The sequence below is a fragment of the Pseudomonas sp. 2995-3 genome (assembly GCF_002742565.1).
GTDB classification, from domain to species: domain Bacteria; phylum Pseudomonadota; class Gammaproteobacteria; order Pseudomonadales; family Pseudomonadaceae; genus Aquipseudomonas; species Aquipseudomonas edaphica.
Genome location: NZ_LJSB01000183.1, coordinates 1 through 24,263 on the forward strand (window position 1 = coordinate 1; position 24,263 = coordinate 24,263).

At 61.9% G+C, this 24,263-nt stretch carries 21 protein-coding genes; 12 read left to right on the forward strand and 9 right to left on the reverse strand.

The features are described from left to right. Positions 1 to 523: 523 nt before the first annotated feature. A complete protein-coding gene (locus AOA62_RS16145) occupies positions 524 to 1,672 on the reverse strand; it encodes an aldose epimerase family protein (RefSeq protein ID WP_099549151.1) in 1,149 nt (382 codons plus the stop codon). A 138-nt stretch (positions 1,673 to 1,810) separates the two neighbouring features. Between AOA62_RS16145 and AOA62_RS16150 the strand changes: the two genes are divergently transcribed. Beyond that, complete coding sequence (locus AOA62_RS16150) at positions 1,811 to 2,578, forward strand: SDR family NAD(P)-dependent oxidoreductase (RefSeq protein ID WP_099549152.1); 768 nt, start codon at positions 1,811 to 1,813, stop codon at positions 2,576 to 2,578. Between the two features lie 5 nt (positions 2,579 to 2,583). On the opposite strand, the gene AOA62_RS16155 is transcribed toward AOA62_RS16150, so the two are convergent. From AOA62_RS16155 to AOA62_RS16165, 3 genes are read right to left on the reverse strand one after another with little or no spacing between them, the layout of a single operon-like run. After that, a complete protein-coding gene (locus AOA62_RS16155; protein WP_099549153.1) occupies positions 2,584 to 3,186 on the reverse strand; it encodes a glutathione S-transferase family protein in 603 nt (200 codons plus the stop codon). A 29-nt stretch (positions 3,187 to 3,215) separates the two neighbouring features. After that, positions 3,216 to 3,749, reverse strand: a complete 534-nt coding sequence (gene mug, locus AOA62_RS16160; protein WP_099549154.1) for a G/U mismatch-specific DNA glycosylase — start codon at positions 3,747 to 3,749, stop codon at positions 3,216 to 3,218. Beyond that, a complete protein-coding gene (locus tag AOA62_RS16165) occupies positions 3,746 to 4,612 on the reverse strand; it encodes a LysR substrate-binding domain-containing protein (protein WP_099549155.1) in 867 nt (288 codons plus the stop codon). Before AOA62_RS16165 ends, mug begins: the two co-directional genes overlap by 4 nt. A gap of 134 nt (positions 4,613 to 4,746) precedes the next feature. On the opposite strand from AOA62_RS16165, the gene AOA62_RS16170 reads away from it, so the two are divergent. Genes AOA62_RS16170 through AOA62_RS16185 form a run of 4 tightly spaced genes read left to right on the forward strand, consistent with a single transcriptional unit; the run spans position 4,747 to position 8,873 of the window. After that, positions 4,747 to 5,799, forward strand: coding sequence for an agmatine/peptidylarginine deiminase (locus tag AOA62_RS16170; protein ID WP_017134571.1), 1,053 nt, complete (start codon positions 4,747 to 4,749; stop codon positions 5,797 to 5,799). A gap of 4 nt (positions 5,800 to 5,803) precedes the next feature. Further along, entirely contained in the window at positions 5,804 to 6,685 is an 882-nt protein-coding gene (gene aguB, locus AOA62_RS16175; protein WP_017134572.1) for an N-carbamoylputrescine amidase, read from the forward strand. Beyond that, a complete protein-coding gene (locus tag AOA62_RS16180; RefSeq protein WP_099549156.1) occupies positions 6,682 to 7,764 on the forward strand; it encodes an extracellular solute-binding protein in 1,083 nt (360 codons plus the stop codon). The genes aguB and AOA62_RS16180 overlap by 4 nt, the downstream gene beginning before the upstream one ends. An 8-nt stretch (positions 7,765 to 7,772) precedes the next feature. Beyond that, positions 7,773 to 8,873, forward strand: coding sequence for an agmatine/peptidylarginine deiminase (locus AOA62_RS16185; RefSeq protein ID WP_099549157.1), 1,101 nt, complete (start codon positions 7,773 to 7,775; stop codon positions 8,871 to 8,873). On the opposite strand, the gene AOA62_RS16190 is transcribed toward AOA62_RS16185, so the two are convergent. Then, positions 8,870 to 9,340 (reverse strand): MarR family winged helix-turn-helix transcriptional regulator, encoded by a 471-nt coding sequence (locus AOA62_RS16190; protein WP_017134575.1) that lies wholly within the window; start codon positions 9,338 to 9,340, stop codon positions 8,870 to 8,872. The genes AOA62_RS16185 and AOA62_RS16190 overlap by 4 nt on opposite strands. A 274-nt stretch (positions 9,341 to 9,614) precedes the next feature. Between AOA62_RS16190 and AOA62_RS16195 the strand changes: the two genes are divergently transcribed. From AOA62_RS16195 to yghU, 4 genes are read left to right on the forward strand one after another with little or no spacing between them, the layout of a single operon-like run. Next, positions 9,615 to 12,794 (forward strand): efflux RND transporter permease subunit, encoded by a 3,180-nt coding sequence (locus tag AOA62_RS16195; protein ID WP_099549158.1) that lies wholly within the window; start codon positions 9,615 to 9,617, stop codon positions 12,792 to 12,794. A gap of 1 nt (position 12,795) precedes the next feature. After that, positions 12,796 to 13,965, forward strand: coding sequence for an efflux RND transporter periplasmic adaptor subunit (locus AOA62_RS16200; RefSeq protein WP_099549159.1), 1,170 nt, complete (start codon positions 12,796 to 12,798; stop codon positions 13,963 to 13,965). After that, on the forward strand, positions 13,958 to 15,403 hold the full coding sequence (locus AOA62_RS16205; RefSeq protein WP_099549160.1) for an efflux transporter outer membrane subunit: 1,446 nt from the start codon (positions 13,958 to 13,960) through the stop codon (positions 15,401 to 15,403). Before AOA62_RS16200 ends, AOA62_RS16205 begins: the two co-directional genes overlap by 8 nt. Positions 15,404 to 15,405: 2 nt before the next feature. Beyond that, on the forward strand, positions 15,406 to 16,242 hold the full coding sequence (gene yghU, locus AOA62_RS16210; protein WP_017134579.1) for a glutathione-dependent disulfide-bond oxidoreductase: 837 nt from the start codon (positions 15,406 to 15,408) through the stop codon (positions 16,240 to 16,242). Between the two features lie 323 nt (positions 16,243 to 16,565). On the opposite strand, the gene AOA62_RS16215 is transcribed toward yghU, so the two are convergent. From AOA62_RS16215 to AOA62_RS16225, 3 genes are read right to left on the reverse strand one after another with little or no spacing between them, the layout of a single operon-like run. Further along, positions 16,566 to 17,492, reverse strand: a complete 927-nt coding sequence (locus AOA62_RS16215; protein WP_056861869.1) for a sugar ABC transporter substrate-binding protein — start codon at positions 17,490 to 17,492, stop codon at positions 16,566 to 16,568. A 19-nt stretch (positions 17,493 to 17,511) separates the two neighbouring features. Next, positions 17,512 to 18,291, reverse strand: coding sequence for a TIM barrel protein (locus tag AOA62_RS16220; protein ID WP_099549161.1), 780 nt, complete (start codon positions 18,289 to 18,291; stop codon positions 17,512 to 17,514). After that, a complete protein-coding gene (locus AOA62_RS16225) occupies positions 18,288 to 19,307 on the reverse strand; it encodes a Gfo/Idh/MocA family oxidoreductase (protein ID WP_099549162.1) in 1,020 nt (339 codons plus the stop codon). The genes AOA62_RS16220 and AOA62_RS16225 overlap by 4 nt, the downstream gene beginning before the upstream one ends. 184 nt (positions 19,308 to 19,491) lie before the next feature. On the opposite strand from AOA62_RS16225, the gene AOA62_RS16230 reads away from it, so the two are divergent. Further along, the gene (locus AOA62_RS16230; RefSeq protein ID WP_099549163.1) at positions 19,492 to 21,474 is read left to right on the forward strand and encodes a sigma-54-dependent Fis family transcriptional regulator; all 1,983 of its coding nucleotides are present in this window, start codon (positions 19,492 to 19,494) and stop codon (positions 21,472 to 21,474) included. 131 nt (positions 21,475 to 21,605) lie between these two features. On the opposite strand, the gene AOA62_RS16235 is transcribed toward AOA62_RS16230, so the two are convergent. Continuing rightward, a complete protein-coding gene (locus AOA62_RS16235) occupies positions 21,606 to 22,655 on the reverse strand; it encodes a LacI family DNA-binding transcriptional regulator (RefSeq protein WP_099549164.1) in 1,050 nt (349 codons plus the stop codon). 161 nt (positions 22,656 to 22,816) lie between these two features. Here AOA62_RS16235 and AOA62_RS16240 point away from each other — a divergent pair, with 161 nt between their 5' ends. Both AOA62_RS16240 and AOA62_RS16245 read left to right on the forward strand, forming a co-directional pair. Further along, entirely contained in the window at positions 22,817 to 23,911 is a 1,095-nt protein-coding gene (locus AOA62_RS16240; RefSeq protein ID WP_099549165.1) for a fatty acid desaturase family protein, read from the forward strand. 30 nt (positions 23,912 to 23,941) lie between these two features. Beyond that, positions 23,942 to 24,262 carry a MocE family 2Fe-2S type ferredoxin gene (locus tag AOA62_RS16245; RefSeq protein ID WP_017134582.1) on the forward strand — a complete coding sequence of 107 codons (321 nt, stop codon included), beginning with the start codon at positions 23,942 to 23,944 and terminating at the stop codon, positions 24,260 to 24,262. Position 24,263: the final 1 nt, after the last annotated feature.

Here is a 24,263-nt window from a genome sequence, read left to right on the forward strand (position 1 = left end):
TGATGCCATCGCAGGCAAGCCAGCTCCCACCTTAGACCGAGTATGGCTTTGCTGTGCTGTTGCTGTTGCTGTTGCTCCGGCTCTTACATCCTTTTCGATGACGAAGTCAGCGGTCTTTTGATCTGCGCTTTTGATCTTGATCTGAAATCGCCCCGTTAAACACGATGGCCGGAATCTGACAGTGATTTGGGGGGTAAACCGGCAGGGATGCCGGTTTAGCCGCCCCGCGCCATGGATGGCGCGTGGCGGCGGCCCCCCAAATCAGTGTCGGATTGCGGGCATGCCGAGCCACAGCGAGGCACCGAGTGTTGGGGCGAGGACTTTTTGCTTACTTTTTGGTCCTTCAAAAAGTGAGCCGCTGTAAGAGCGGAACCATAAGCCGCCGTTACCGCAGCAACGGATATGTACTCAGCAACCCTGAGCCAGCCCAAGACTTCAAACTGCCCCGGCACTCCCCGGTCACAAGGAAAAACCGGGGTGCCTGTCGCGAGGGCCGGCTCCTGCACCCCGGTTGCACCAACACTCAGTCGGCAGAAAACTTGAGCACAGTGTTCTGGCTATAAGTCTGCCCAGGATTCAACCGAGTCGAAGCAAATTTGGGTTGGTTGGGCGCATCAGGAAAATGCTGGGTTTCGAGGGTAAAAGCACTCCAGTGCTGATACGTCTTGCCGCCTTTGCCCTTCACCGTGCCATCGAGGAAGTTGCTGGTGTAGAACTGCACCCCAGGCTCGCTGGTGTAGAGCTTCAAACGCCGGCCAGACGCAGGGTCGTGTACTTCGGCGGCGAGTTGCTTGATATCGCCCTGGGTGTCGAGCGCCCAGTTGAAGTCAAACCCGCCTTGTTTCGGCTCGGCAAATTTAAGCTGCGGATGCTCGTCCTTGATGTGCTGGCCGATCGGCGTGGGTTTGAGAAAGTCCATCGGCGTGCCCTTGACCGGTGCCAGCTCGCCGGTCGGAATCAGGGTGGCATTCACCGGCGTGTAATGGCTGGCATGCAAGGTCGCGACCTGCTTGAGAATGTCGCCATTGCCCGCGCCCGCCAGGTTGAAATAGCTGTGGTTGGTGAGGTTGAGCACGGTGGGTTTGTCGGTGCTGGCTTTGTAGTCGATATGCAGTTCGTTGTTATCGTTGAGGCTGTAGGTGACCTCGGTTTTAAGGTTGCCAGGGAAGCCCATTTCACCGTCCTTGGACAGGTAGCTGAGCTTGACGCCGACCGAGTCCTTGCCCTTGACGGGTTCGGCTTGCCAAACGTGCTTGTCAAACCCCTGGGCGCCGCCGTGCAGCGAATTTGGCCCGTCGTTGAGCGGCACCTGATAGCGCTTGCCATCAAGCTCAAACGCACCGCCCGCCAGGCGGTTGCCGAAGCGCCCGATGGTCGCGCCAAAAAACGCCGTGCCGCTCTGATAGCCCTGCACGTCATCAAAACCCAGTACCACGTCATCGACCTTGCCGTTTTTATCCGGCACGTGCAGTGACTGCAACACACCGCCGTAGGTGATCACCGTGGCTTGCATGCCGTGGCTGTTGCGCAAGATGTACTGTTCGACGGCGGTGCCGTCATTGGTTTTACCGAAGGGTTTGTGTTCGCTGGTGAGGCCCGCAGCCTGGGCGCCGCCGCTGGCAATCAGCAGGGACAAGGCGAGGCCGGAAAGCAGGTGACGAGGGTGCTTCATGGTCGAACTTCCTTTTGTTGTTTTCAGTGGAATAGTTCTACTAATGTGCGATATTTTGTCGTTGCAGCAGCAGATTTATAGCCTTTTACGGCCTGTTTGCAAAATAAAATAAGACTAATTAAGTGAGGCAACCTTTATATGACCACTCAGCAGGCTGTTTACCCCGACCTTGAGGGTAAGACCGTTCTGGTTTCCGGTGGTGCCTCAGGCATCGGCGAATTCCTGGTGCGCGCGTTCGCCGCGCAGGGCGCCAGGGTGGGTTTTGTGGACCGGGCGCAAAGCCAGGGTGAGCGGCTGGCCGCGCTGCTGCATTCCCAGGGCTACAAGGTTGAGTTCGTGTGTTGCGACATCACCGATGAAATCGCCTATAAAGCGGCGATCGAACGCTTTGAGCACTCGTTGGGGCCGATCACCGTACTGGTCAATAACGCGGCCAACGATGTGCGTCACACCCTGGAAGAAGTCGATTCGGCGATGTTCGACAGGCTGATCGCGGTCAACCTCAAGCACGCGTTCTTTGCTGCCAAGGCCGTGGTGCCGATGATGAAACGCGCTGGTGGCGGGGCGATCATCAACCTGGGCTCGGTGGGGTGGATGATGGCGTCTGCTGGCTACCCGGTGTACGCCGCCAGCAAGGCGGCGGCCCATGGCATGACCCGCGCCCTGGCACGTGAGCTGGGGCCGAACCATATTCGCGTGAATACCCTGGTGCCCGGTTGGGTCATGACCGAAAAACAATTGGCAATGTGGGTCGATGATGCGGCCAAGGAGCTGATCAGCCGCAGCCAGTGCCTGCCCGGCAGCGTACTGCCGGAACACATCGCCAATATGGCGTTGTTTCTCGCCTCCGATGCCTCGGCGATGTGTTCGGCGCAGAACTTTATTGTGGATGGCGGCTGGGTCTAGGCCTGTTACTCGATGGGGTAGCGCTTGAACGCCGGGTGCTGTTCCAGCCGGTCGGCGTGACGTTGCAGGTTGGGGAATGCCTTGGGGTCGAGCACCGACGGCAGTTTGAGTTGGGTGAACGACCAAGCGACTGCCGTGGTCAGTGCAGCCTGGGTCAGCGGCCCCCCAGTGGTCTGAGCCAGGTGTTTTTCCAGCAGCGAATAGGCCGCCAGCAGTTGCCCGGTCACGCGGTCTATCCACGGTTCATGGCGTTTTTCTGCCGGGCGCAGATTGTCCTCATAGACGATCTGCACGGTTTTCTCGCAGGCCGCCAGGGCCAGCCCGAGCAGGTGCAGTTCGTGGGCGCGGGCGCCCGTCGCTTGTGCCAGCAGCTTCTTGTCGGTGGGGGCCTGGGCTTCGAAATAATCCAGGATCAGGCTGGAGTCCATCAGCAAGGTGCCGTCGTCCAGCACCAGGGTCGGCGCCTTGACCACCGGGTTGATCGCGTGGAACTGCTCGAAGGTGCTGAACACCGACACCGACTGATGTTCAAACGCCACGCCGTACAGGTCCAGGGAAATTGCCACGCGGCGTACGTAAGGCGAGTCCAGCATGCCTATCAGTTTCATGAAGCCTCCGTTGCTTTCAGGTGATGGGATCAGGAGATTAAGGGCACATGATTGTCCTGCGCAATGGCCTTGCGCAGTTGCTGATAGGCATCCACTAACTGCTCCAGGTTGAACGCCAAATTGCGCCCGCTGGGGTTGGGCAACACCCATACCGCTGCGCCGCCCAACAACAGCGGCTGCAACCCCCAGGCAACCTCGCGCTGGCCGGACACGGCGCTATAACCGACCTTGCCCAGAAAGGCCACGAAGCGTGGCTGCCAGCGGCGGATTTTCTGCTCAAACGCAGCCGCGGCGTCGTTGAATTCATGCCGCGCCAATTCCCCCGCACTCGCCGTCGGACGCTCCACCAGTGTGGTCAGCCCGCAGTGGTAGTCGAGCAAGGTGCGCCCCTCTGCGGGGTGAATTTCATGGGGCGTGAAGCCGGCCAGGTGCAACGTGCGCCAGAAGCGGTTGCTGCGGTTGGCGAAGTGCAGGCCCAAGGCGGCGGAGCCTTTGCCGGGGTTGATGCCGCAGAACACCACGTTCAAGTGCTCGGTGAGGATGTCTTCAAGTCTGTCGCTCATGTCGGGTCTATCTGCAAACGCATCAGCAGCCATTCGGTAAAGCTGCGGGCCAGTGGGTCGTTTTCACTGTCACGGTGGGTCAACAGCGCCCAACTGGGACCGCGAATGGTGGCTTCGACCAGCGGCGTGAGCAAACCATCGGCCTGGGCCTGGCGGCTCAGCAGTTGGCTGACCAGGCCGATGCCCAGCCCGCTGCACACGGCATCCAGCAGTAAACCTGGATCGGAAAAATTCAGCCCGTGGTCCTGTTGGCCCACATCAATGCCGGCCTCCACGGCCCAATGGCTCCAGTCCATCTCTCGTTCGCCGTGCAACGTGGTGCGCTGCGCCGCAGGCACAGACAGCAGCTTGGGATGGCACGCCGGAAACAGGCGGTCGGCATGCAGCACCTTGAAGCTGCATTCGGCCTGGGAGCTGATGTCGTCACGCACGGCCAGGTCGATGGTCTGGCTGGCCATGTCAGGCACTTCATCGGTGCTGAAGATCCACAGGTCTACCTCCGGGTGCCGCTGACGAAAGTCCGCCAGGCGTGGCAGCAGCCAGTGACGAGCAAAGGTCGGCGTGGTGTTGAGCACCAGTTGATTGGGTTTGCGGTACTGCCCCAGGCGTCGCACGCCCACCGCCAGTTGTTGCAGCAGCGCCTGGGTGGTGCTGAGGAAGTCATAACCTGCGTCGGTGAGGCTCACGCTGCGCCCGCTGCGTAAAAACAGCGGCTGCTCCAGGTAAGCCTCCAGGCTGCGGATCTGCTGGCTGATCGCCGATTGGGTCAGGTGCAGTTCTTCGGCAGCCTTGTGGAAACTGCCTAGCCGGGCGGCGGCTTCAAAGCCGCGCAGGGTGCCGAGGGGCGGCCAGTGGTTGAGCATATCGATAAGCTCCGCTAATCAGTTTTCTACAAAATCCATCGTTTGTTAGGCCTTTTCAGCCTACGTAGCATGTGCGCCAAGACTCCGTGGGCAGTTTTCACTGAACACAATGACTTAACTCAAAGGTGCTTGTCATGCAGCGTAGTGAAATTTTAAGCAGTGGTTGGTGTATGCCCGCGGAGTGGTCCCATCATGTGGCGACCTGGATGGTCTGGCCACATAACCAGGCGCTGTGGGAAAGCACCTGGGGTGTGACTTTGGCATTGGTGCAGCAGGATTTTGCGCGGGTCGCCAATGCCATCGCACGTTTTGAGCCAGTAAAAATGATTGTCGACCCTTCGGCAATCGCCAGTGCCAAAGCCCTGTGTGGCCCTGGCATCGAGTTGATCGCTGAGGCCGTCAATGACAGCTGGTGCCGCGACTCCGGCCCCACCTTCATTTGTCACCCGCAACAGGGTGCGGCAGGTGTGAGCTGGCGCTTCAACGCCTGGGGCGGCAAGTCGGCCCATGACTTGGACGAAAGCCTGGCGCGCCGGGTGCTTAATCACCTGGGGCTGGAATGCTTCGGCACGCCGCTGAGCAATGAAGGCGGCGCGATCCATGTGGACGGCGAGGGCACCTTGATCACCACCGAATCGGTGCTGCTCAACCCCAACCGCAATCCCGGTATGACCAAGGCCGAGATGGAAGAGGTCTTCGCGCGCCTGCTGGGGATCAAAAAGACTATCTGGCTGCCCGGCGACCCGGATTACGTCACTGGCGATATGACCGACGGCCACGTCGACGGCGTGTGTGCCTTCGCCCGCCCTGGCCTGCTGCTGGTGGATGCCACCCACGATCACCACTCGACCTACGCCCAAGTGGTACGCGAAAACCGTCGCGCCCTGGAACTGGCCACCGACGCCCATGGCCGCCGTTTCGAACTGATCGAACTGTATGAGGCCACCGACGCAGTGGACACCGATGCAGAAGTGTTTTGCGCCTCCTACACCAACTTCTACATTGCCAACGGCGCAATCATCATGCCGGCCTACGGCATTGAGGCTGATCAGGTAGCGGCCGAGGTGCTGGCCCAGGCGTTCCCGGGCCGTGAAATCGTGCCGGTGCAGATCAACCACTTGGCCCACGGCGGCGGCGGGGTGCATTGCATCACGCAACAGCAACCGGCCTGGCCGTTAAAGGGGTAATGCCATGACTGTATTGACGATTGCTACTACCCAGATGCCGTGTACCTGGGACTTGCCGGGTAACCTCGACCGCGCCGAGCGGTTGGTGCGCGATGCCGCCGCACAGGGCGCCCAGGTCATCCTGCTGCAGGAGCTGTTCGCCACGCCGTATTTCTGTATCGAGCAGCATCACAAACATTTGGCACTGGCCGAGGAGTATCAGCACAGCCGCGTGCTCAAGCGTTTCGCCGCATTGGCGAAGGAACTGGGCGTGGTGCTGCCGCTGAGCTGGTTCGAAAAGGCCGGTAATGCCTACTTCAATTCCCTGAGTGTGGCCAATGCCGATGGGCAGTTGATGGGCGTGTACCGCAAGACTCATATTCCCAACGCCATCGGCTACCAGGAGAAGGAATATTTCAGCCCCGGCGACACCGGTTTTCGCGTATGGGACACGGCGTTCGGGCGCCTGGGTGTCGGTATCTGCTGGGACCAGTGGTTCCCCGAAACCGCCCGCTGCCTGGCGTTGCAGGGTGCTGAAGTGTTGTTGTTCCCCACGGCCATCGGCTCGGAACCCGGCTGCGCGGCGCTCGACTCCCGTGACCACTGGCAAATGACCATGCGCGGTCACGCCGCCGCCAACCTGGTGCCGGTAGTGGCGGCCAACCGCGTAGGCCGTGAAGTGGCGACAACGGATGCGAGCCTGCAAATGGATTTCTATGGCTCGTCGTTTATCTGCGACCACAAAGGCAAGCTGCTGGTCGAAGCTGATCGCGAATCCACTGGCGTACTCGTGCACTCCCTGGACCTGTCTGCGATGCGCGAAGAACGCCGGACCTGGGGCATCTTCCGCGACCGCCGCCCGCACATGTATGACGCACTGCTGACCCTGGACGGACGCCCATCATGAGACTGCTTTTGAGCTGTGCCCTGATCCTCACCAGCGCCTGCGCCACGGCCGATGACAAGACGCTGAAACTCTACAACTGGGCGGACTATTTTGCGCCGGACACCTTGTCGGCTTTCACCGCCGAGACCGGCATCAAGGTGATCTACGACGTGATGGACGGCAGCGAAACCCTGGAAGCCAAGTTGATGGCCGGCGGCAGCGGCTACGACCTGATCTTCCCCGGCGACACCGTGGCCGAGCGCCTGATGCGCGCCGGCAGCCTGCAACCGCTGGACCCTGCCAAGCTCACTGCGCTGGATGATATCGAGCCGGGTTTGCAGAAGTTGCGCAGCCACTACGTCAACTCGAACAAAGCCACGGTGCCCTACACCTGGGGGACTATCGGCCTGACCTACAACACCGCACAGATTAAGCAGCGCTTGCCGAACGCGCCGGTCAACAGTCTCGACCTGCTGTTCAAGCCCGAATTTGCCGCCAAGTTCGCCGACTGTGGCATTTCGCTGATCGATTCACCGGATGAAGTGCTGGCCGTGGTGCTCAACTATCTGGGGCGCGACCCGCGCAGCGCCAAACGTGAAGACCTGGCCGCTGCCAGTGACTTGCTGCTCAAGCTGCGCCCGTATATCCGCAAGTTCCAGTCGCAACCGGTGACCGACTTGGTCAACGGTGATTTGTGCCTGTCTCTCGGCTACAGCGGTGACATGACCCAAGCCCAGCGCGCCGCCGATGCGGCCGGCAAATCGGTGACCTTTGGTTATCACATCCCTCGCGAGGGCACCACGGTATGGATGGATACCATGGCCATTCCCGTCGACGCCCAGCACCCGGAATACGCCTATGCTTTTATCAACTTCGTGATGCGCCCGCAGAACATGGCCGCCATCACCAACTTCACCGGCTACCCTACGGCCAACGCCAATGCCCGCCCGGCGGTGGAGGCAGCCATGCGTGATAACCCGCAAATTTACCCGGATGCAGCCACCTTCGAGCGGTTGATTGCCGGCAAAGACATCCCCCAGGCGGATATGCGTGCGCGCATGCGCATGTGGACTAAATTCAAGACAGCGACCACCAAGTAGAGACCCCCATGCCAACCCGTCGAACCTTCATCAAACAAGCCAGCGTGGTCTGTGCCATGACCTTACTCACCACCCATGTACGTGCCGCTGTCAAAGGCCGTTTCTACATGCCCGACGAAGGCGAAAAACACCGCCAAGCCTTTATCGCCTTTGGCGCCCAGGACGCTATCTGGGAAGACTTTACCGCTGATGTGCAAGCGGCCCTGGGCCGTATCGCCAGGGCGATTGCCAACTATGAGCCGGTCACTGTGTTCTGTCGCGAAGACGAGCGCGCATTGGCGGAAAAACACTGCGGCACGCGCAATATCACCTTTGTCGAAACCGAGTTGGACGATATCTGGATGCGCGACACCGGCGCCAATTTCGTCATCGATGGCACCGGTGGCGAAGGCGCAGTGGATTTCAACTTCAATGGCTGGGGCAACAAACAACAACATGCCGATGACGCGCAGTTGGCGGCGCTGGTGGCCGAAGAAACCGGCGCGCGCCACATTCGCAGTGAGCTGGTGGGCGAGGGTGGGGCAATCGAAGTGGATGGCCTGGGCACCGGCATCATGACCGAAAGCAGTTGGATCAACCGCAACCGCAACCCCGACTGGAGCAAGGCCGACGTGGAGGCCGAACTTAAGGAACGCCTGGGGCTGCGCAAGATCATCTGGCTGCCGGGCATCAAGGGCAAGGACATCACCGACGCCCACGTCGACTTCTACGCCCGGTTTGTGTCGCCCGGCGTGGTGCTGGCCAACCTCGATACCGACCCCGAGTCCTACGACCACAAAGTCACCCTTGCGCACCTGGAAATCCTCAAGAACGCCACTGACGCCGACGGCCGCCCGTTGCAGGTGCACACCGTATCGCCGCCGCTGAACCCGCGCAAAAACAAGTTCAGCAAGGGTAACGAGGACTTCGCCGCTGGGTATATCAATTATTTTGTGATCAACGGCGCGGTAATTGCGCCTGAATTCGGCGACCCGGAGGCGGACCGCAAGGCATTGGACCTGCTGTCACGGCTCTACCCGAGCCGCAAAGTGCTGCAACTCAATATCGATGCGATTGCCGCGGGCGGCGGCGGTATCCACTGCGTTACCAACCACCAGCCGATGGCTTAATTGTCCTTGGCCAACAGGGTGCGGGCAAATTCGTCGGAGGCGATAAAGTCCAGGGTCTGGCGCAGTTGCGCCGCCGCTTCACGGCCGAATGCCTGATCGAAGCGTTCGGCCATTTGCGTGGAAATACGCTTGGCCGCCAGGTGGGTGCGCTTGCCTTGTTCGGTCAGCAGCACGCGCCGGGTACGCCGGTCGAGTTCGTCCACGCGCAGCTCCACCAGGCCGTCACGTACCAGCGGTTTGAGCGTGTGGCCGAGCGCGGACAAATCCATCACCAGGGTTTGTGCCAGCTCGCCCATTTTCGGCGTGCCGGCCTTGGCGATGCGGTTGAGCAGCGCGTATTGCGTGGCTTTGAGCCCGCAGGGCGCGAACGCTTCGTCATAGATCTGGCCCAGGCGGCGCGAGGTGCGGCGCACGGCACCGTTGACGCAGGCGCTGGGGCTCTCGGAGCAAGGCGGGGCAGATTTCAAGGGCAGATACTCTCTGATACAAAACACGACGCGGCTGATTATGCCTGCGCGACCTGTCAGGACAAGGCCTTTCGGACCGAACTGACGTTCCAGATGAAAACTGAGACAGCTTGAAACAAATTAGTTGCGTATGCCACTAAGTTCGATATCGTGGCATATGCCTCTTTGTGACCGGGATGTCGTTACAAAAACCCCAGGACGTGCATGGGGCGAGGCGGGAAACGGCATGGCGCAGCCTGCTTGACCGACCAATCTCCTGTCTGGATCACCTCCTATGCTCAACCTCGTGCGCATCGCCTTGCTGCGCCCCTATACCTTTTTGGTATTGGCCATTTTCATCCTGATCGTCGGGCCGCTGGCGGCCTGGCGCACGCCGACGGACATCTTCCCGGAAATCCGCATTCCGGTGATTGCGGTGATCTGGCAGTACACCGGTTTGCCGCCGGACCAGATGGCGGGGCGCATCACCTCGCCGTTCGAGCGGGTGCTGACCACCACCGTGAACGACATTCGCCATATCGAAGCGCAGTCGATGAACGGCTACGGGATTGTGAAGATCTTCTTCCAGCCCGGCGTCAACATCAGCACCGCCAACGCCCAGGTGACGTCGGTGTCCCAGGCGATCCTGCGGCAATTGCCGCCCAGCACCGTGCCGCCGCTGGTGCTCAACTACAGCGCCTCCACCGTGCCGATTGTGCAGCTTGCACTCTCTGGGCCGGGCCTGAGCGAACAGCGCCTGGGTGATATCGGCCTGAACCAGGTGCGCCTGATGCTCACCAGCGTGCCCGGCGCGGCCCTGCCATACCCGTTTGGCGGCAAGAGCCGGCAAGTGCAGATCGACCTCGATTCGGCGCGCATGCAAGCCCGTGGCCTGTCGGCACAGGACGTCGCCACTGCCCTGGCCACGCAGAACCTGATCACCCCGGTAGGCACCCAGAAGATCGGCAGCTACGAATTCAACCTGCAACTGAACAACTCACCTTCGGACTTCCATGACCTGGAAAACCTGCCGATCAAGACCGCCGACGGCACCACCGTGCTGATCCGGGACGTGGCCACCGTGCGCGACGGCAACCCGCCGCAAACCAACATCGTGCATGTGAACGGCAACCGCTCGGTGCTGCTGCCGGTGCTCAAGACCGGTTCGGCATCGACCTTGGGCGTGATCGCGGGCATCAAGGAAAAGCTTGCCGACAACAAGGCTGCGTTGCCGCCCAACTTGAATATCGATTTGATCGGCGACCAGTCGCTGTTCGTGCGTTCGGCCATCAGCGGCGTGGCCCGTGAAGGCTTGATCGCGGCGGCGCTGACCAGCCTGATGATTTTGCTGTTCCTCGGCAGTTGGCGTTCGACGGTGATCATTGCCACCTCGATTCCGCTGGCGATCCTGGCCTCGATAGCCACGCTTTCGGCGCTGGGCGAAACCCTGAATATCATGACCCTCGGCGGCCTGGCGCTGGCCGTCGGTATTCTGGTGGACGATGCCACGGTAACCATCGAGAACATCAACTGGCACCTGGAGCAGGGCAAACCGGTGCAGACGGCAATCCTCGACGGGGCGGCGCAGATCGTGACCCCGGCGTTTGTCTCGCTGCTGTGTATCTGCATCGTGTTTGTGCCGATGTTCTTCCTTGATGGTGTGGCGCGCTTCCTGTTCGTGCCGATGGCCGAAGCGGTGATCTTTGCCATGATCGCCTCGTTCCTGCTGTCGCGGACCCTGGTGCCGACATTGGCCAACTACCTGCTCAAGCCGCATCTACACGGCGACGACGGGCACGCACCGTCGCGCAACCCGCTGGTGAATTTCCAGCGCGGTTTCGAAAAGCGTTTTGAAGCCTTTCGCGAGCGTTACCACAGCGTATTGCACAGCGCCTTGCACCATCGTCGCGCGGTGGTGATCGGCTTGCTGGCGTTTGTCGCCGTGTCGTTTGCGTTGGTGCCGTTCCTGGGCCGCAACTTCTTCCCCGAGGTCGATTCCGGGTTGATCCTGTTGCACGTCCGCGCTCCGGTGGGCACACGGGTGGAGAGTAATGCGCACCTGATTGCCGACATCGAAAACGCGATCCGGCGCAAAGTCCCGGCCCAGGAACTTAAAGCCTTGGTCGACAACATCGGCCTGTCCATCAGCGGTATCAACGTGGTGTACAACAACACCGGCACCGTGGGTTCCCAGGACGCCGATATCCAGATCAGCCTCAACGAAGGCCATCGCCCGACCGCCGAGTACATGCGCCAATTGCGCGAAACCCTGCCACGGGAGTTCCCTAGCGCGGTGTTCTCGTTCCCGGCCTCGGACATTGTCGGGCAGATCCTCAACTTCGGTTCTTCGGCACCGATCGACCTGCAAATCACCGGCAATAACCTCGCGGGCAACTTCACCTATGCCAGCGCGTTGCTGCGTGATATTCGCCGGGTGCCGGGGGTGGTGGATGCGCGCATCCAGCAGTCGCGGCAATTGCCGACGTTCAATATCGACGTGGACCGCACCCGTGCGCAGTTGGTCGGCCTCACCGAGCGTGATGTGACCAACAGCCTTGTGGTCAACCTTGCCGGCTCCAGCCAGGTGGCGCCGACGTTCTGGTTGAACCCGGCCAACGGCATTTCCTACCCGATCGTGATGCAAACCCCGCAATACAACCTGGAAAGCCTGGCCGCACTGCACAACTTGCCGCTGAGCGGCAGCAATGGCGCGGCCACCGACCAGACCTTGGGCGGCCTGGCGAATATCCAGCGCAGCCACAGCAGTTCGGTGTTCAGCCAGTCGGATATCCAGCCGGTGGTTGAGGTGCTGACGGCGATTCAGGACCGCGATTTGGGTGGCGTCGCCGCCGATATCCAGAAAATCATCGCGGCCCACGCCGGTGAAGTGCCGACCGGCTCCAAGGTGATTTTGCAGGGCCAGGTGCAGACCATGAACGCGGCCTTCAGTGGCTTGCTGTTCGGCCTGTTGGGCGCGGTGGTGCTGATCTACCTGCTGATCGTGGTCAACTTCCAGTCCTGGGCCGACCCGTTTGTGATCATCACCGCGTTGCCGGCGGCACTGGCGGGCATTGTGTGGATGCTGTTTGTCACCCATACGCCGCTATCGGTGCCCGCCTTGACGGGGGCGATCATGTGTATGGGCGTGGCCACCGCCAACGCCATCCTGGTGGTGAGCTTCTGCCGTGAGCGCCTGGCTGTGCATGGCGATGCCGTGCAGGCCGCGCTGGAAGCCGGTTTCACGCGGCTGCGGCCGGTGTTGATGACCGCCATCTCGATGATTATCGGCATGGCGCCCATGGCTTTGGGCCTGGGCGAGGGCGGCGAGCAGAACGCGCCGCTCGGCCGTGCGGTGATCGGCGGGCTGGCGTTTGCCACCATCGCCACGTTGATTCTGGTGCCATTGATTTTCAGTCTGGTCCACGGGCGTCGACAACACGCCACGCTGGCGACTACCGTTTCCCAAGGGGTTTGACATGTCCGTTTCTATTGCTGAAAAAAAGCCGTCCCGTGGCCTGCTGTGGCTGATCGTGGGCGGGGTGACGGTGGTGGTCGTCGTCGGTGTCGGCCTGAGCGTGCGTGCCAGTGATTCCCGTGACCTCAGGACCTGGACCGACGCGCAGGCTCTGCCCAGCGTCAACCTGGTCAAGCCGGTGGTGCAAGCACAAGGCCCGGTACTCAATTTGCCGGGGCGCATGGAAGCCTATTCGCGCGCGTCGATTTTTGCCCGGGTCAATGGCTACCTGAAATCCTGGAATGTCGACATCGGCACGCGCGTCAAAGCCGGCCAGGTATTGGCCGAAATCGACACCCCGGAACTCGACCAGCAACTGCTGCAAGCCCGCGCCACTTTGGCCTCAGCCCAGGCCGATGAACACCTGGCCGATACCACCGCCAAGCGCTGGCAGGCGATGCTCGCGACCGACTCGGTGTCGCGCCAGGACGTCGACGAGCGCACCGGCGACCTGACCGCCAAGCAGGCCAAAGTGACGGCGGCCAAAGCCAATGTCGAGCAGTTGGTGGCGACCAAGGGCTTCCAGCATCTGGTCGCGCCGTTTGCCGGTGTGGTCACCGCGCGCAGCACCGATGTGGGCGCGTTGATCAGCGCCGGGGGCACCGCCGGCAAAGAGCTGTTTGCGGTGGCCGATGTCAGCCGTCTGCGCGTGTATGTGCAGGTGCCGCAGACCTTCTCGCCACAGATTCGCGAAGGCACTACGGCGCGCCTGAGCGTGCCGGAGTATCGCGGCGAAACCTTTACCGGCAAGGTGATCGCCACTGCCGATGCGGTCAACGCCGCGTCCGGCAGCACCTTGGTGCAACTGCTGGTGGACAACCCCGGCGGCCGCCTGCTGCCCGGTGGCTACACCAGCGTGCAGTTTGATTTGCCGGTTCAGGCCGACGTGCTGCGCGTACCGTCCAGTGCCCTGGTGTTCGATGACAAAGGTATGCGCGTCGCCACCCTCGACAGCCAGGACCATGTGCACTTCAAGACCGTCACCATCGCCCGTGACTTTGGCGACAGTGTGGAGATCGCCAGCGGCCTGCAAGCGGCCGACCGCGTGATCGATACGCCGCCGGATGGCCTGGCCGATGATGATTCGGTGCAATTGGCTGCCGCTTCCGTCGAGGCCAAACCCCATGGCTAAGCGCAACTTGCTGGGCCTGCTCGCCAGCTTGAGCCTGGGTGCCTGCTCGTTGGCGCCGCCGCTTGAAGTGCCGCAAACACCTGTCGCCGCGCAGTTTCACACCCAAGGCCCATGGACCGTCGGCGCGCCCGACGACCAGGCCAACCGAGACGGCTGGTGGCGTATCTACAACGACCCGCAGCTGGATGCGATGCAGCAGCAGTTGCTGAAAAACAACCCGGACCTGAGCGCGGCATTCGCGCATTACCAGCAATCCCAGGGGTTCCTGGCCCAGGACCGTTCGGGGCTGTTCCCCAAGCTCTCGGCCATCGGCAGCGGCCAGCGTATTCGCCAGTCGGGCACCAAACCGCTGCGCTCGGCCACCTCGCCGGACGTCTATAACTCCGCGACATTGGGCCTGGAGGTGGATTATGAAGTCGACCTGTGGGGCCGCGTGCGCGACACGGTTGCGGCCGGCATCAGTGACTCGGAGGCGGCCAGGGCCGACCTGGCGTCGGTACGCCTGAGCCTGCAAGCGCAATTGGCTGACAGTTACATCCGCCTGCGCGGTATCGACTGGCAGAACCAACTGCTGGAACAGACCCGCGACGCCTACACCAAAGCCCTTAGCCTGACCGAAGGCTTGCACGGCGGCGGGATCGTGTCCGGGCTGGACGTGGCGCGGGCGCGCACGCAGCTGTCGACGGTCAAGTCGCAATTGAACCAGAGCCTGGTGCAACGGGCGGTGTTGGAGCATTCGATTGCGGCGATGCTGGGGGAGTCCGCCTCAACCTATACCGTCGCCGTGAATGTGGCGCCGATTGCCTTGCCCAACGTGCCCACGGGCGTGCCGTCGAGCCTGCTGCAACGCCGCCCGGATATTGCCGCTGCCGAGCGTCGCATCGCGTCGGCCAATGCGCGGATCGGCGTGGCCAAGGCCGCATGGTTCCCGCAGATCACCTTGAGCGCCCAGGGCGGCTATCAGAGTGACGAGTTTGCCCGTTTGCTCAGCGCACCCAACCTGTTCTGGGCCATCGGCCCGTCGCTGGTCGGCACAATCTTTGATGGCGGCGCGCGCCAGGCCCAGGTGGATATTGCCAAGGCCGCCACTGACGAAGCCGCGGCTAAATACCGCGGCGTGGTGCTGGGCGCTTTCGAGCAAGTGGAAGACAACCTGTCGCAGATCGCGGGCCTGGGCAGTGCCCTGGATGACCAGCGTGACGCGGCCGCTGCCGCGCAATACGCCGAAGACCTGTCGACCTCGCGTTATCGCCAGGGCGCCGTGGCCTATCTGGATGTGGTCACCGCCCAAGTGGCTGCGCTGGAAGCCAAGCGCAGTGTGCTGCAACTGCAAACCCAGCAATTAAGCGCTAATGTGGGCCTGATCAAGGCGCTGGGCGGCGGATGGAACGTGGCCCAACTGGCTGCATCGAACAGTACTCAAATCAAGGAGAAGTGAGCATGACCGACTACCTACCCCCGAAGGTGTGGACCTGGGACACCGAAAGTGGCGGCACTTTCGCCAGCATCAACCGACCCATTGCCGGTGCGACCCATGACAAAGCACTGCCGGTCGGCAAACACCCGTTGCAGCTGTATTCCCTGGCCACGCCGAATGGGCAGAAGGTCACCATCCTGCTCGAAGAACTGCTGGCCCTGGGGCACAGCGGCGCGGAATATGACGCGTGGCTGATCAAGATCGGCGATGGCGACCAGTTCGGCAGCGGCTTTGTGGCAGTCAACCCCAACTCCAAGATCCCGGCGTTGATGGACCACAGTGGTGACACGCCGATTCGCGTATTCGAGTCGGGTGCGATCCTGCACTACCTGGCCGAGAAATTTGGCGCGTTCTTCCCCACCGAGCCTGCTGCGCGGGCTGAGTGTTTGTCGTGGCTGTTCTGGCAGATGGGCAGCGCGCCGTACCTGGGCGGCGGCTTCGGGCATTTTTACGCCTATGCGCCGAGCAAGATGGAATACCCGATCAATCGCTTCGCCATGGAAACCAAGCGTCAACTGGACGTGCTCGACCAGCGCCTGGCGGTGAGTAAGTACATTGCCGGCGATGAGTACACCATTGCCGATATTGCGATCTGGCCGTGGTATGGCGGCTTGGTCAAGGGCCGTTTGTACGGCGCGTCAGCGGAGTTTTTGTCGGTGCACGAGTACAAGCACGTGCTGCGCTGGGCCGAGGCGATTGAAGCACGTCCGGCGGTGCAGCGTGGGCGGCGGGTGAATCGGGTGTCCGGGGCACCTGAGGAGCAACTGGCTGAGCGCCACGACGCCACCGATCTGGACTGAAACCCGGGCAAATTGTGGGAGCTGGCTTGCCTGCGATGACGGAGTGTCAGTCGATAAATTTGCAACTGGCCCACCGCTATCGCGGGCAAGCCCGCTCCCACCTTTGGACCTCCATATTCTTCCAAACTATTTGTAGCGCTGCTCGAACTGCACCCACACGTTGCGCTGGCCGAGGCGGTTGAAATACACCGATTTTGGACTGAAACTCGATCAAACTGTGGGAGCTGGCTTGCCTGCGATTGCGGTGGGCCAGTTATAAAATGGGTGACTGACACTCCGCTATCGCGGGCAAGCCCGTTCCCACAGTTGAGGGCACCCGACTTTTATTTGTAGCGCTGCTCAAACACCGCCACCTGTTCCGGCTTGATCAACTCAAACGGCACCCACACTTCCGATTCAATTGGCTCGCCCTTGATCATCCGAATCGCTGACTCCACGGCCTGTGTGGCCTGTGCCTTGGGGTCCTGGAACACCGAGGCGGTGAGCATGCCGCGCTTGATCGCCGCCAGGCCATCGGGCAAGCCGTCGATACCGATAATCGCGATTTCACCCTTGGCCTTGCCTGCCTGTTGCAGCGCCATGGCCGCGCCAATCGCCATTTCATCGTTGTTGGCCACAATGGCGTCGAACTGTGTGCCGGCCAGCAGCCAATTGCTGGTCAGGTCCATGCCTTTGCTACGTTGCCATTCGGCGCTTTGCTGCTCGACCACCTTGATTCCCGGAAAGTCTTTGAGCACTTGCCTGGCGCCTTCGGTGCGGTCATGGGTGGCGTTCTGCGCGAGGTCGCCCATGATGATCGCCACATTGCCTTTGCCGCCGAGTTTTTCCGCCAGGTAGCGCATCTGCAATTGCCCGGCTTCGATGTCGTTGGAGGCCACCGTGACCACACCTTTGGGCAGCGTGCGTTCGTCCGGGTGGCGGTTGACGTACACCAGCGGCGTCTTCGCGGCCACGGCGGCGCGGGTCATGTTGGCGGTGGCGGCGGTGTCCACCGGCAGCACGATCACCGCGTCGACTTTCTGGTTCAGAAAGCCTTCGACCTGATTGAGCTGGCGCACCACGTCGCCCTGGGCGTCTTCGAACTGGATCTGTACATCCTGCTGTTTGGCGGCGGCTTCGAGGCCGGTGCGCACGTAGGTCATGAAGTTATCGTCAACCCGGGCGATGCTCACGCCGATGCGGTAGGCGGCGAAGGTCCATTGGCTGAACAGCAGTAAAAAAGCAGCGACGATCAATGCGTAACGAGGCATGAGGCGGTTCCTTTTTTTGTTATAGGGTGAAGGCTTGGCGAAAACGTTGCAGCGCCAACTCACTGTCGCCGCTGGCCCAGCCTTCGAGGCCGACCACGCCGCTGTAGCCGATGGCGTGCAGCGCCTTGGCGATGGCCGGGTAGTGAATCTCGCCGGTGCCGGGCTCCTTGCGTCCTGGCACGTCGGCCACCTGGATTTCACCGATGGCGCTGCCTGCGCGCTGGATCAGTTCGATCAGGTTGCCCTCGCCGATTTGTGCGTGGTACAGGTCCAGGTTCATCTTCAGGTGCGGGCTGCCGACGGCTTCGATCAGTGCCAGAGTGTCGTCGGCACGGGCAAACGGCACGCCGGGGTGGTCGACGTCGGTGTTGAGGTTTTCCAGCAGAAACACGCGGCCGGCGTCTTCGCCCAGACGCGCGATTTTTTCCAGGGTCTTGCACGCGCTCAGCCACATGCGCCCGGTGGTCTGGGCCACCGGCTGCACCGGCAGGCCACCGTCACCCAGGCCGGTGCCGTGCAGGTTGAGGCTGGGGCAGTTCAGGCGTGCGGCGACACCCAGGGACTCGCGGGCACTGTCGAGCAATTGGCGGATGCCGTCGGGGTCGGTGAGGCTGCCGCTGATGTAGCCGGTCATGGAGGTGAAGTCGGCGCCGGTGGCGGCCAGTGCGCCGATGTCCTTGTGGGTCCAGCTCCAGATTTCGGCGCTGAAACCCAGGGCATGAATGCGCTTTACGCGTTCGATAAAGGGCAGGTCGAGAAACACCATCTCGGCGCTGACCGCCAGTTTAAACGGCATCATCGGCCGGCTCCTGGCACGGTTACGGCCTTGCCGGTTTCGAACGACTCGATGCAGGCGCGGGCAATCGCCAGGGCCGCCCGTGCGTCTTCGCCGCTGGCCAGAGGCTTGGCGCCGGTGCGCAGGCACTCGACGAAGTGGTTGAGCTCGGCAATGTAGGCGTCGCGCAGCAGGTCGGTGTCCATGCGCTGGGTGTCGGCCTGGATCCCTTGGGCCAGGTAGCGCACCAAGTCAGATTCGTTGAGGCTGCCCATGCTCAGCATGCCTGCGCTGCCGAACACTTCGCCGCGCACGTCGTAGCCGTAGACCGCCTGGAAGTTGGCTTCGGCGGTGGCGATGGCGCCATTGTCGAAGCGAATCGTGACCACGGCGGTGTCGAGGAAGCCTTTGCTTTTGTATTGCGGTGCAATCAGCGCATCGGCCATCACGTAGACCTGCACCGCCTCGGCGCCCGGGTTGAGGTAGCGCAGGGTGTCGAAGTCGTGGATCAGGGTTTCGAGGAAGATCACCCACTGTGGCGAGTTGGCGGGGTTGTTGAGCGCCGGGTCGCGGGTCAGCGAACGCAGCAATTGTGGCGTACCAATACGCCCGGCCGCCACATCGAGGTGTGCGGTGCGAAAGCTCTTGGCAAAGCGCCGGTTGAAACCGACTTGCAGCGGTACACGGGCATCGGCAGCAGCGGCGATGGCGCGGTCGGCTTCATCGAGGGTGATGGCCATGGGTTTTTCGCAGAAGATGCCCTTGCCTGCGCGGGCAGCGCTGATCACCAGTTCGGCGTGGCTGCGTGCAGGGGCGGCGATAAGAACACCATCGATATCCGGGTCGTCGAGCAACTGCTGTGGGTCGGTGTAGAACTTGTTCACGCTCAGCTCCGCCGCCAGGCGTGCGGCCTGGCCGGGCGTGGGGTCGGCGATGGCGGCGAGGCAGGCGCCGGGGAGGTGTCGGGCGGCCGTCAGCCCGTGGAAACTGCCCATGCGACCGGCACCGATCAAACCCAGGCGGATGTTTTGTGTACTCATGCAATGACCCCTTTTTATTGTTGGCCGCGGGACATTTGTCAGCGGCTATGGGGTAGGAGCAAGCACTGTGCCAATATTTAAGCTGTTGATATTTAGAAGATTATAAAATTCCATAAACAAAAAGTGTTCATTCTGATGACATGCCTATACTGACATGTCAAAAACATGAACATGGACTGCAGCAATGACCTCCGTTCCCATGGCTTTCAGCGTGCAAGACCTCGACTACCTTACGGCCCTGGGGCCGGCTTCGCTGAACGACGGCCCGATTCCCGCGCTGGAACAGGCATGGCGGGCGTGTCTGGCGGGCGTGGTCGAACGCCCGGTCGCCGTTCGGCAGGTGATTTGGGATTCATGGCGGCGCAGTGTCGAGGCGGGTATCAGCCCGGATGACAGCCAATACCGTTTTGTCGCCGCCGACGCGCTGGCGGCCACCCTGGCGGCCCACCGCGTGCTGATCGCGGCGGCGGCGCAGGTCATGCGCGGCTTGCTGGCCTACAACCCGCGCGGGCATATCAACCTCACCGACGCTGAAGGCACCACTCTGTATTTTTGCGGGCTGGATATCACGCCCATCGGCAGCCGCCTGCTGGAATCGGTACAGGGCACCAACTGCACCGGCCTGGCCCTGGCCGAAGACCGCCTGGTGTACGTGCTGGCCGAGGAGAATTTTGGCCGTGGCCTGCGTGAACGCCGCATGCATTGTGCCGCTGCGCCGATCAAGAATGCCCAGGGCCAGACCCTGGCCATGCTGACGCTCACTGCCGAGCCCGGCTGGTTTCACTTCCACACCCTGGGCACCGTGCAAGCGGCCGCCGAGGCGGTGGCGCGGCAGATGGCGTTGCAAGCGCTGCTGGAGGAACAGCAGACGGTGCTCGAGGTGCTCAACGAAGGCTTGGTGGTGCTCGATGAGCGCGGCTGCATCAAGGCGCTCAATCGCTACGCCCGGCAATTATTCCGCGTCGGCCTGGAACTGCTCGGCAGCCCGTTCCAGCGCCTGGGCCGCAGTGAGCTGAGCGATGCCATGTTGCTGCGGGCCGGCGAGGGCGTGCGTGACCTTGACTGCACCTTCCACTTGCACGACCGCAGCCAACTGGCGTGCCTGGTGTCGGTATGCCCGCTGGAGCAGGGCGGGGTGATTGTGTCGCTGCGCGAAAGCCGGCGTATTCGCGAAATTACCCGGCGCATTATCGGCACCCAGGCCAGCTATACCTTTGAAACCATCCAGGGTAATTCGCGGGCGATCCAGGACGCGTTGCACTTGGGGCGTATTGCCAGCCGCAGCGATTCCACCACCTTGATCCTCGGCGAAAGCGGCACCGGCAAGGAGCTGTTTGCCCAGGCGATTCACAATGGGAGCGAGCGGCATAAAGGCCCGTTTGTGGCAGTCAATTGCGGTGCGATTCCACGGGACCTGGTGCAAAGCGAACTGTTCGGGCATGTCGAGGGCGCATTCACCGGCTCCACCCGTGGCGGTTCGGCGGGCAAGTTTGAACTGGCCGATGGCGGCACGATTTTCCTCGATGAAATTGGCGACATGGCATTCGACGCCCAGGTCAGTTTGCTGCGGGTATTGCAGGAAGGTGAAGTTACCCGCGTCGGGGCAAAAAACTCCCGCCAAGTGAATGTGCGCATTATCGCCGCCACCCATCGCAACCTCAGCCAGGCGGTGGCGGAGGGCGCGTTTCGTGAAGACCTTTACTACCGCCTCAATGTCTTGAACCTGACCGTACCGCCGTTGCGCATGCGCCGTGACGATATCCCGCTGCTGGCGCGGCATTTCCTCAATCGGTGCGCCCGTTCGATGCGCAAAGCGGTTCAGGGTTTTTCGCCGGATGCATTGGAGTTGCTCTCGGCCTACGGCTGGCCCGGCAACGTGCGTGAGCTGGAAAACAGCATTGAGCGGGCAACCAACCTGGCGATGGGTGAGTTGATCCAGGCTGCCGATCTACCACTTGAAACCCAGCAGCGTGCCGCCTTGCGCCCTTACGAACCTCAACCCGCGCAGGACCTGAGCAGCCATGAGCGGCACGCTATCGTCGCCGCGCTTACCGCAGCCGGCGGCAATATCCGTTTGGCTGCGCGGCAGTTGAACGTGTCGCGAGGCGGGCTGTACAACAAGATGAGCCGGTTCGGGTTGAGCGCCGGGGATTTTCGCGTGCCGTAAATCTCTAGCCAAACCCGGTCAAAGGTGGGAGCTGGCTTGCCTGCGATTGCGCAGTGTCAGTTGATAAATGTGTAACTGACCCACCGCTATCGCAGGCATGCCAGCTCCCACAGTTTTTTGATCGTTGTGTATCAGTTGGACAGGTTCTCCGAGGTCACGATCTGCGGTGGGATATGCACTCTGTGCCGCAGTGGATCGAAGGCCTCGGCGGCCTGCAACTCCACCAGTAATTCGATCAGCGCGGTCGCCGTCTGCCGAGGCTGCGAGTCCATCACCACATCAATCAAACCTCGGCTCAGCGCCTCACGCGACAACGCGGTGGACTCCTGCAAAATGCAGCACAGCGCCGGCCGTTTGGGCAGCTGCGCCAGGGCATTGATCACGCCGTCACCGCCGCCGCCCACCACGCACAGGCCGCGCAGGTCGGTGTGGCGGGTGAGCAGGTCGAGGGTGGCTTCTTCAGTGATGTCGCTGTTGTCCAGGTTGATCAGCGGTTCCAATGGCTTGAGGCCCGGCGCATGCTCGGCCAGGTAGCTGTGCAAGCCCTCCACCCGCGCCTGATGGCCAAGAAAGCGATGGCCGCCCAACAGGATGCCGACGCTGCCTTTGCGTGCGCCGCAGGTGCGCGCCAGCAGCCAGCCCATGGTGCGTCCGACCACGTGGTTATCCTGGCCCACATACGGCTCCAAGGCTTGTTCGTGGATATCCGAGAGCAGCGCAACCACCGGCACGCCGGCTTCGCGAACCTGCGCCAGTGTGGCGTTGATCAATGGGTGGGCGAAGCTGACGACGGCGAGCGCGTCGCATTGCACCGCCAGTTGCTCGATTTGCGTAGCGATGGCACTGGGCGTGCGGTCGAGAATGTAGTCGAACTGGCAGGTCAGGTTGGCTGTAGCGTGCTGCTGCGCGGCCGTGCTGATCGACTGCGCCAGGTTGGCGTAAAACGCTTGGGCGGTGCCCAGCAGCAGGATGCCGAAACGGTAGGTGGGGCGCCGCTCACGAATGCGTTGGCCGATCAGCCGTGCGGCAAAATAACCCACGGCTTCGGCGGCCTGGAATACTTGCTCGGCGGTCTGCGGATTCACCGGCGCACGGGCGTTGAGTACGCGGTCGACGGTGGCCACACTCAAGCCTGCCTGGGCGGCGACAGTGGCGATGGTCGGGCGTTTATTATTATTCATGACAGGCCTCTCAAGCGTCTTGATAGAAAACTATCAAGCCTCGCTGGGCCTGGATGATAGCTTGATAGGGAATGGATTCAAGGCCTTGAGGCGGATTTATCCGCGCTCTATGGTTGGTTCGCAAAGCACCTGTTACCCAACGCTTGCGGAGAACAATAACAATGCCTGAACACACGCCTCACCGCGCTCGGCGCGACTACAGCCTCACCGGCCCTGAAGCTGCCCGCGCCGCTGAAAAGGGCCTGGTCTCGGCCAGTTGGTATCAATCGCCGATCTCGCGTAAACGCATGAAAGAACTGATGCAGCGCCGCGACGGCCCGGCGTTGCTCGATACGGCCCTGTGGGTGTCGGCGCTGCTGGTCACGGGGTTTGGCGGCTACTGGTTCTGGGGCTCGTGGGCGTGCGTGCCGTTCTTCATGGCTTACGGCGTGCTCTACGGCACCGCGTCCAACCCGCGTTGGCATGAGACCGGCCACGGCACCGCTTTCAAGACCCGCTGGATGAATGATGGGCTGTACCAGGTGGCGAGCTTCATGTGCATTTTCGAGCCGCATGTATGGCGCTGGAGCCATGCGCGGCACCACACCGACACCATCGTGGTCGGGCGTGACCCGGAGATCGTCGAGCCGCGCCCGCCGAGCCTGTTGATGATGGGCCTGAGCCTGTTCAACCTGCCGCTGGCCTGGAAAACCTTCAGCGGCGTGGCGCGCCATGCGATCGGCAAGATGAGCGCCCAGGAACAGGACTTCATCCCCGAGTCCGAATGGCCCAAGGTGTTCCGCGCTGCGCGGATCTGGGTCGGCATTTATGCGCTGGTGATCGGCACCGCGTTGTACCTGCACAGCTGGCTGCCACTGATGCTGGTCGGCCTGCCGAGCCTGTATGGCGCCTGGCTCGGCTACCTGTTCGGTCTCACCCAGCATGTGGGCCTGGCCGAGGATGTGCTGGACCACCGCAGCAACTGCCGCACCATCTACATGAATCGCGTGCTGCGCTTTATCTACATGGACATGAACTACCACCTCGAACACCACATGTACCCGATGGTGCCGTACCACGCCTTGGCGCAACTGCACGAAGAGATCCGCAGCGACTGCCCGCCGCCGTACGCGAATATTCTTGAGGCGTACAAGGAAATCCTGCCGACGATCTGGAAGCAGCGCAGCGACCCGAGCTATTTCGTGCAGCGCCCCGTGCGCCATCGCACAGAACCCACTGCCCATGCCCCGTTAAATGCCGAAGCCACTGCTGGCTGAGTTTCACCCCATCCAATAAGAGAAAACGCCATGAACGATCAATGGATCGACGTCTGCGCCGTGGGCGAAATTGACGAAGAAGACGTGCTGCGCTTCGACCATGGGCCGCACACTTACGCGGTGTACCGCTCGGCCGAGAATGAATTTTTTGCCACTGCCGGCCTGTGCACCCACGAGAAAATACACCTGGCCGACGGCCTGGTGATGGACCACGTGATCGAGTGCCCCAAGCACAACGGGCGCTTTGATTACCGCTCCGGCAAAGCCCTCGGCGCGCCGGTGTGCGTCAACCTCAAAACCTACCCGGTGCGGGTCGAAGCGGGGCGGGTTTTACTCGCCGTGACGGCGTGAG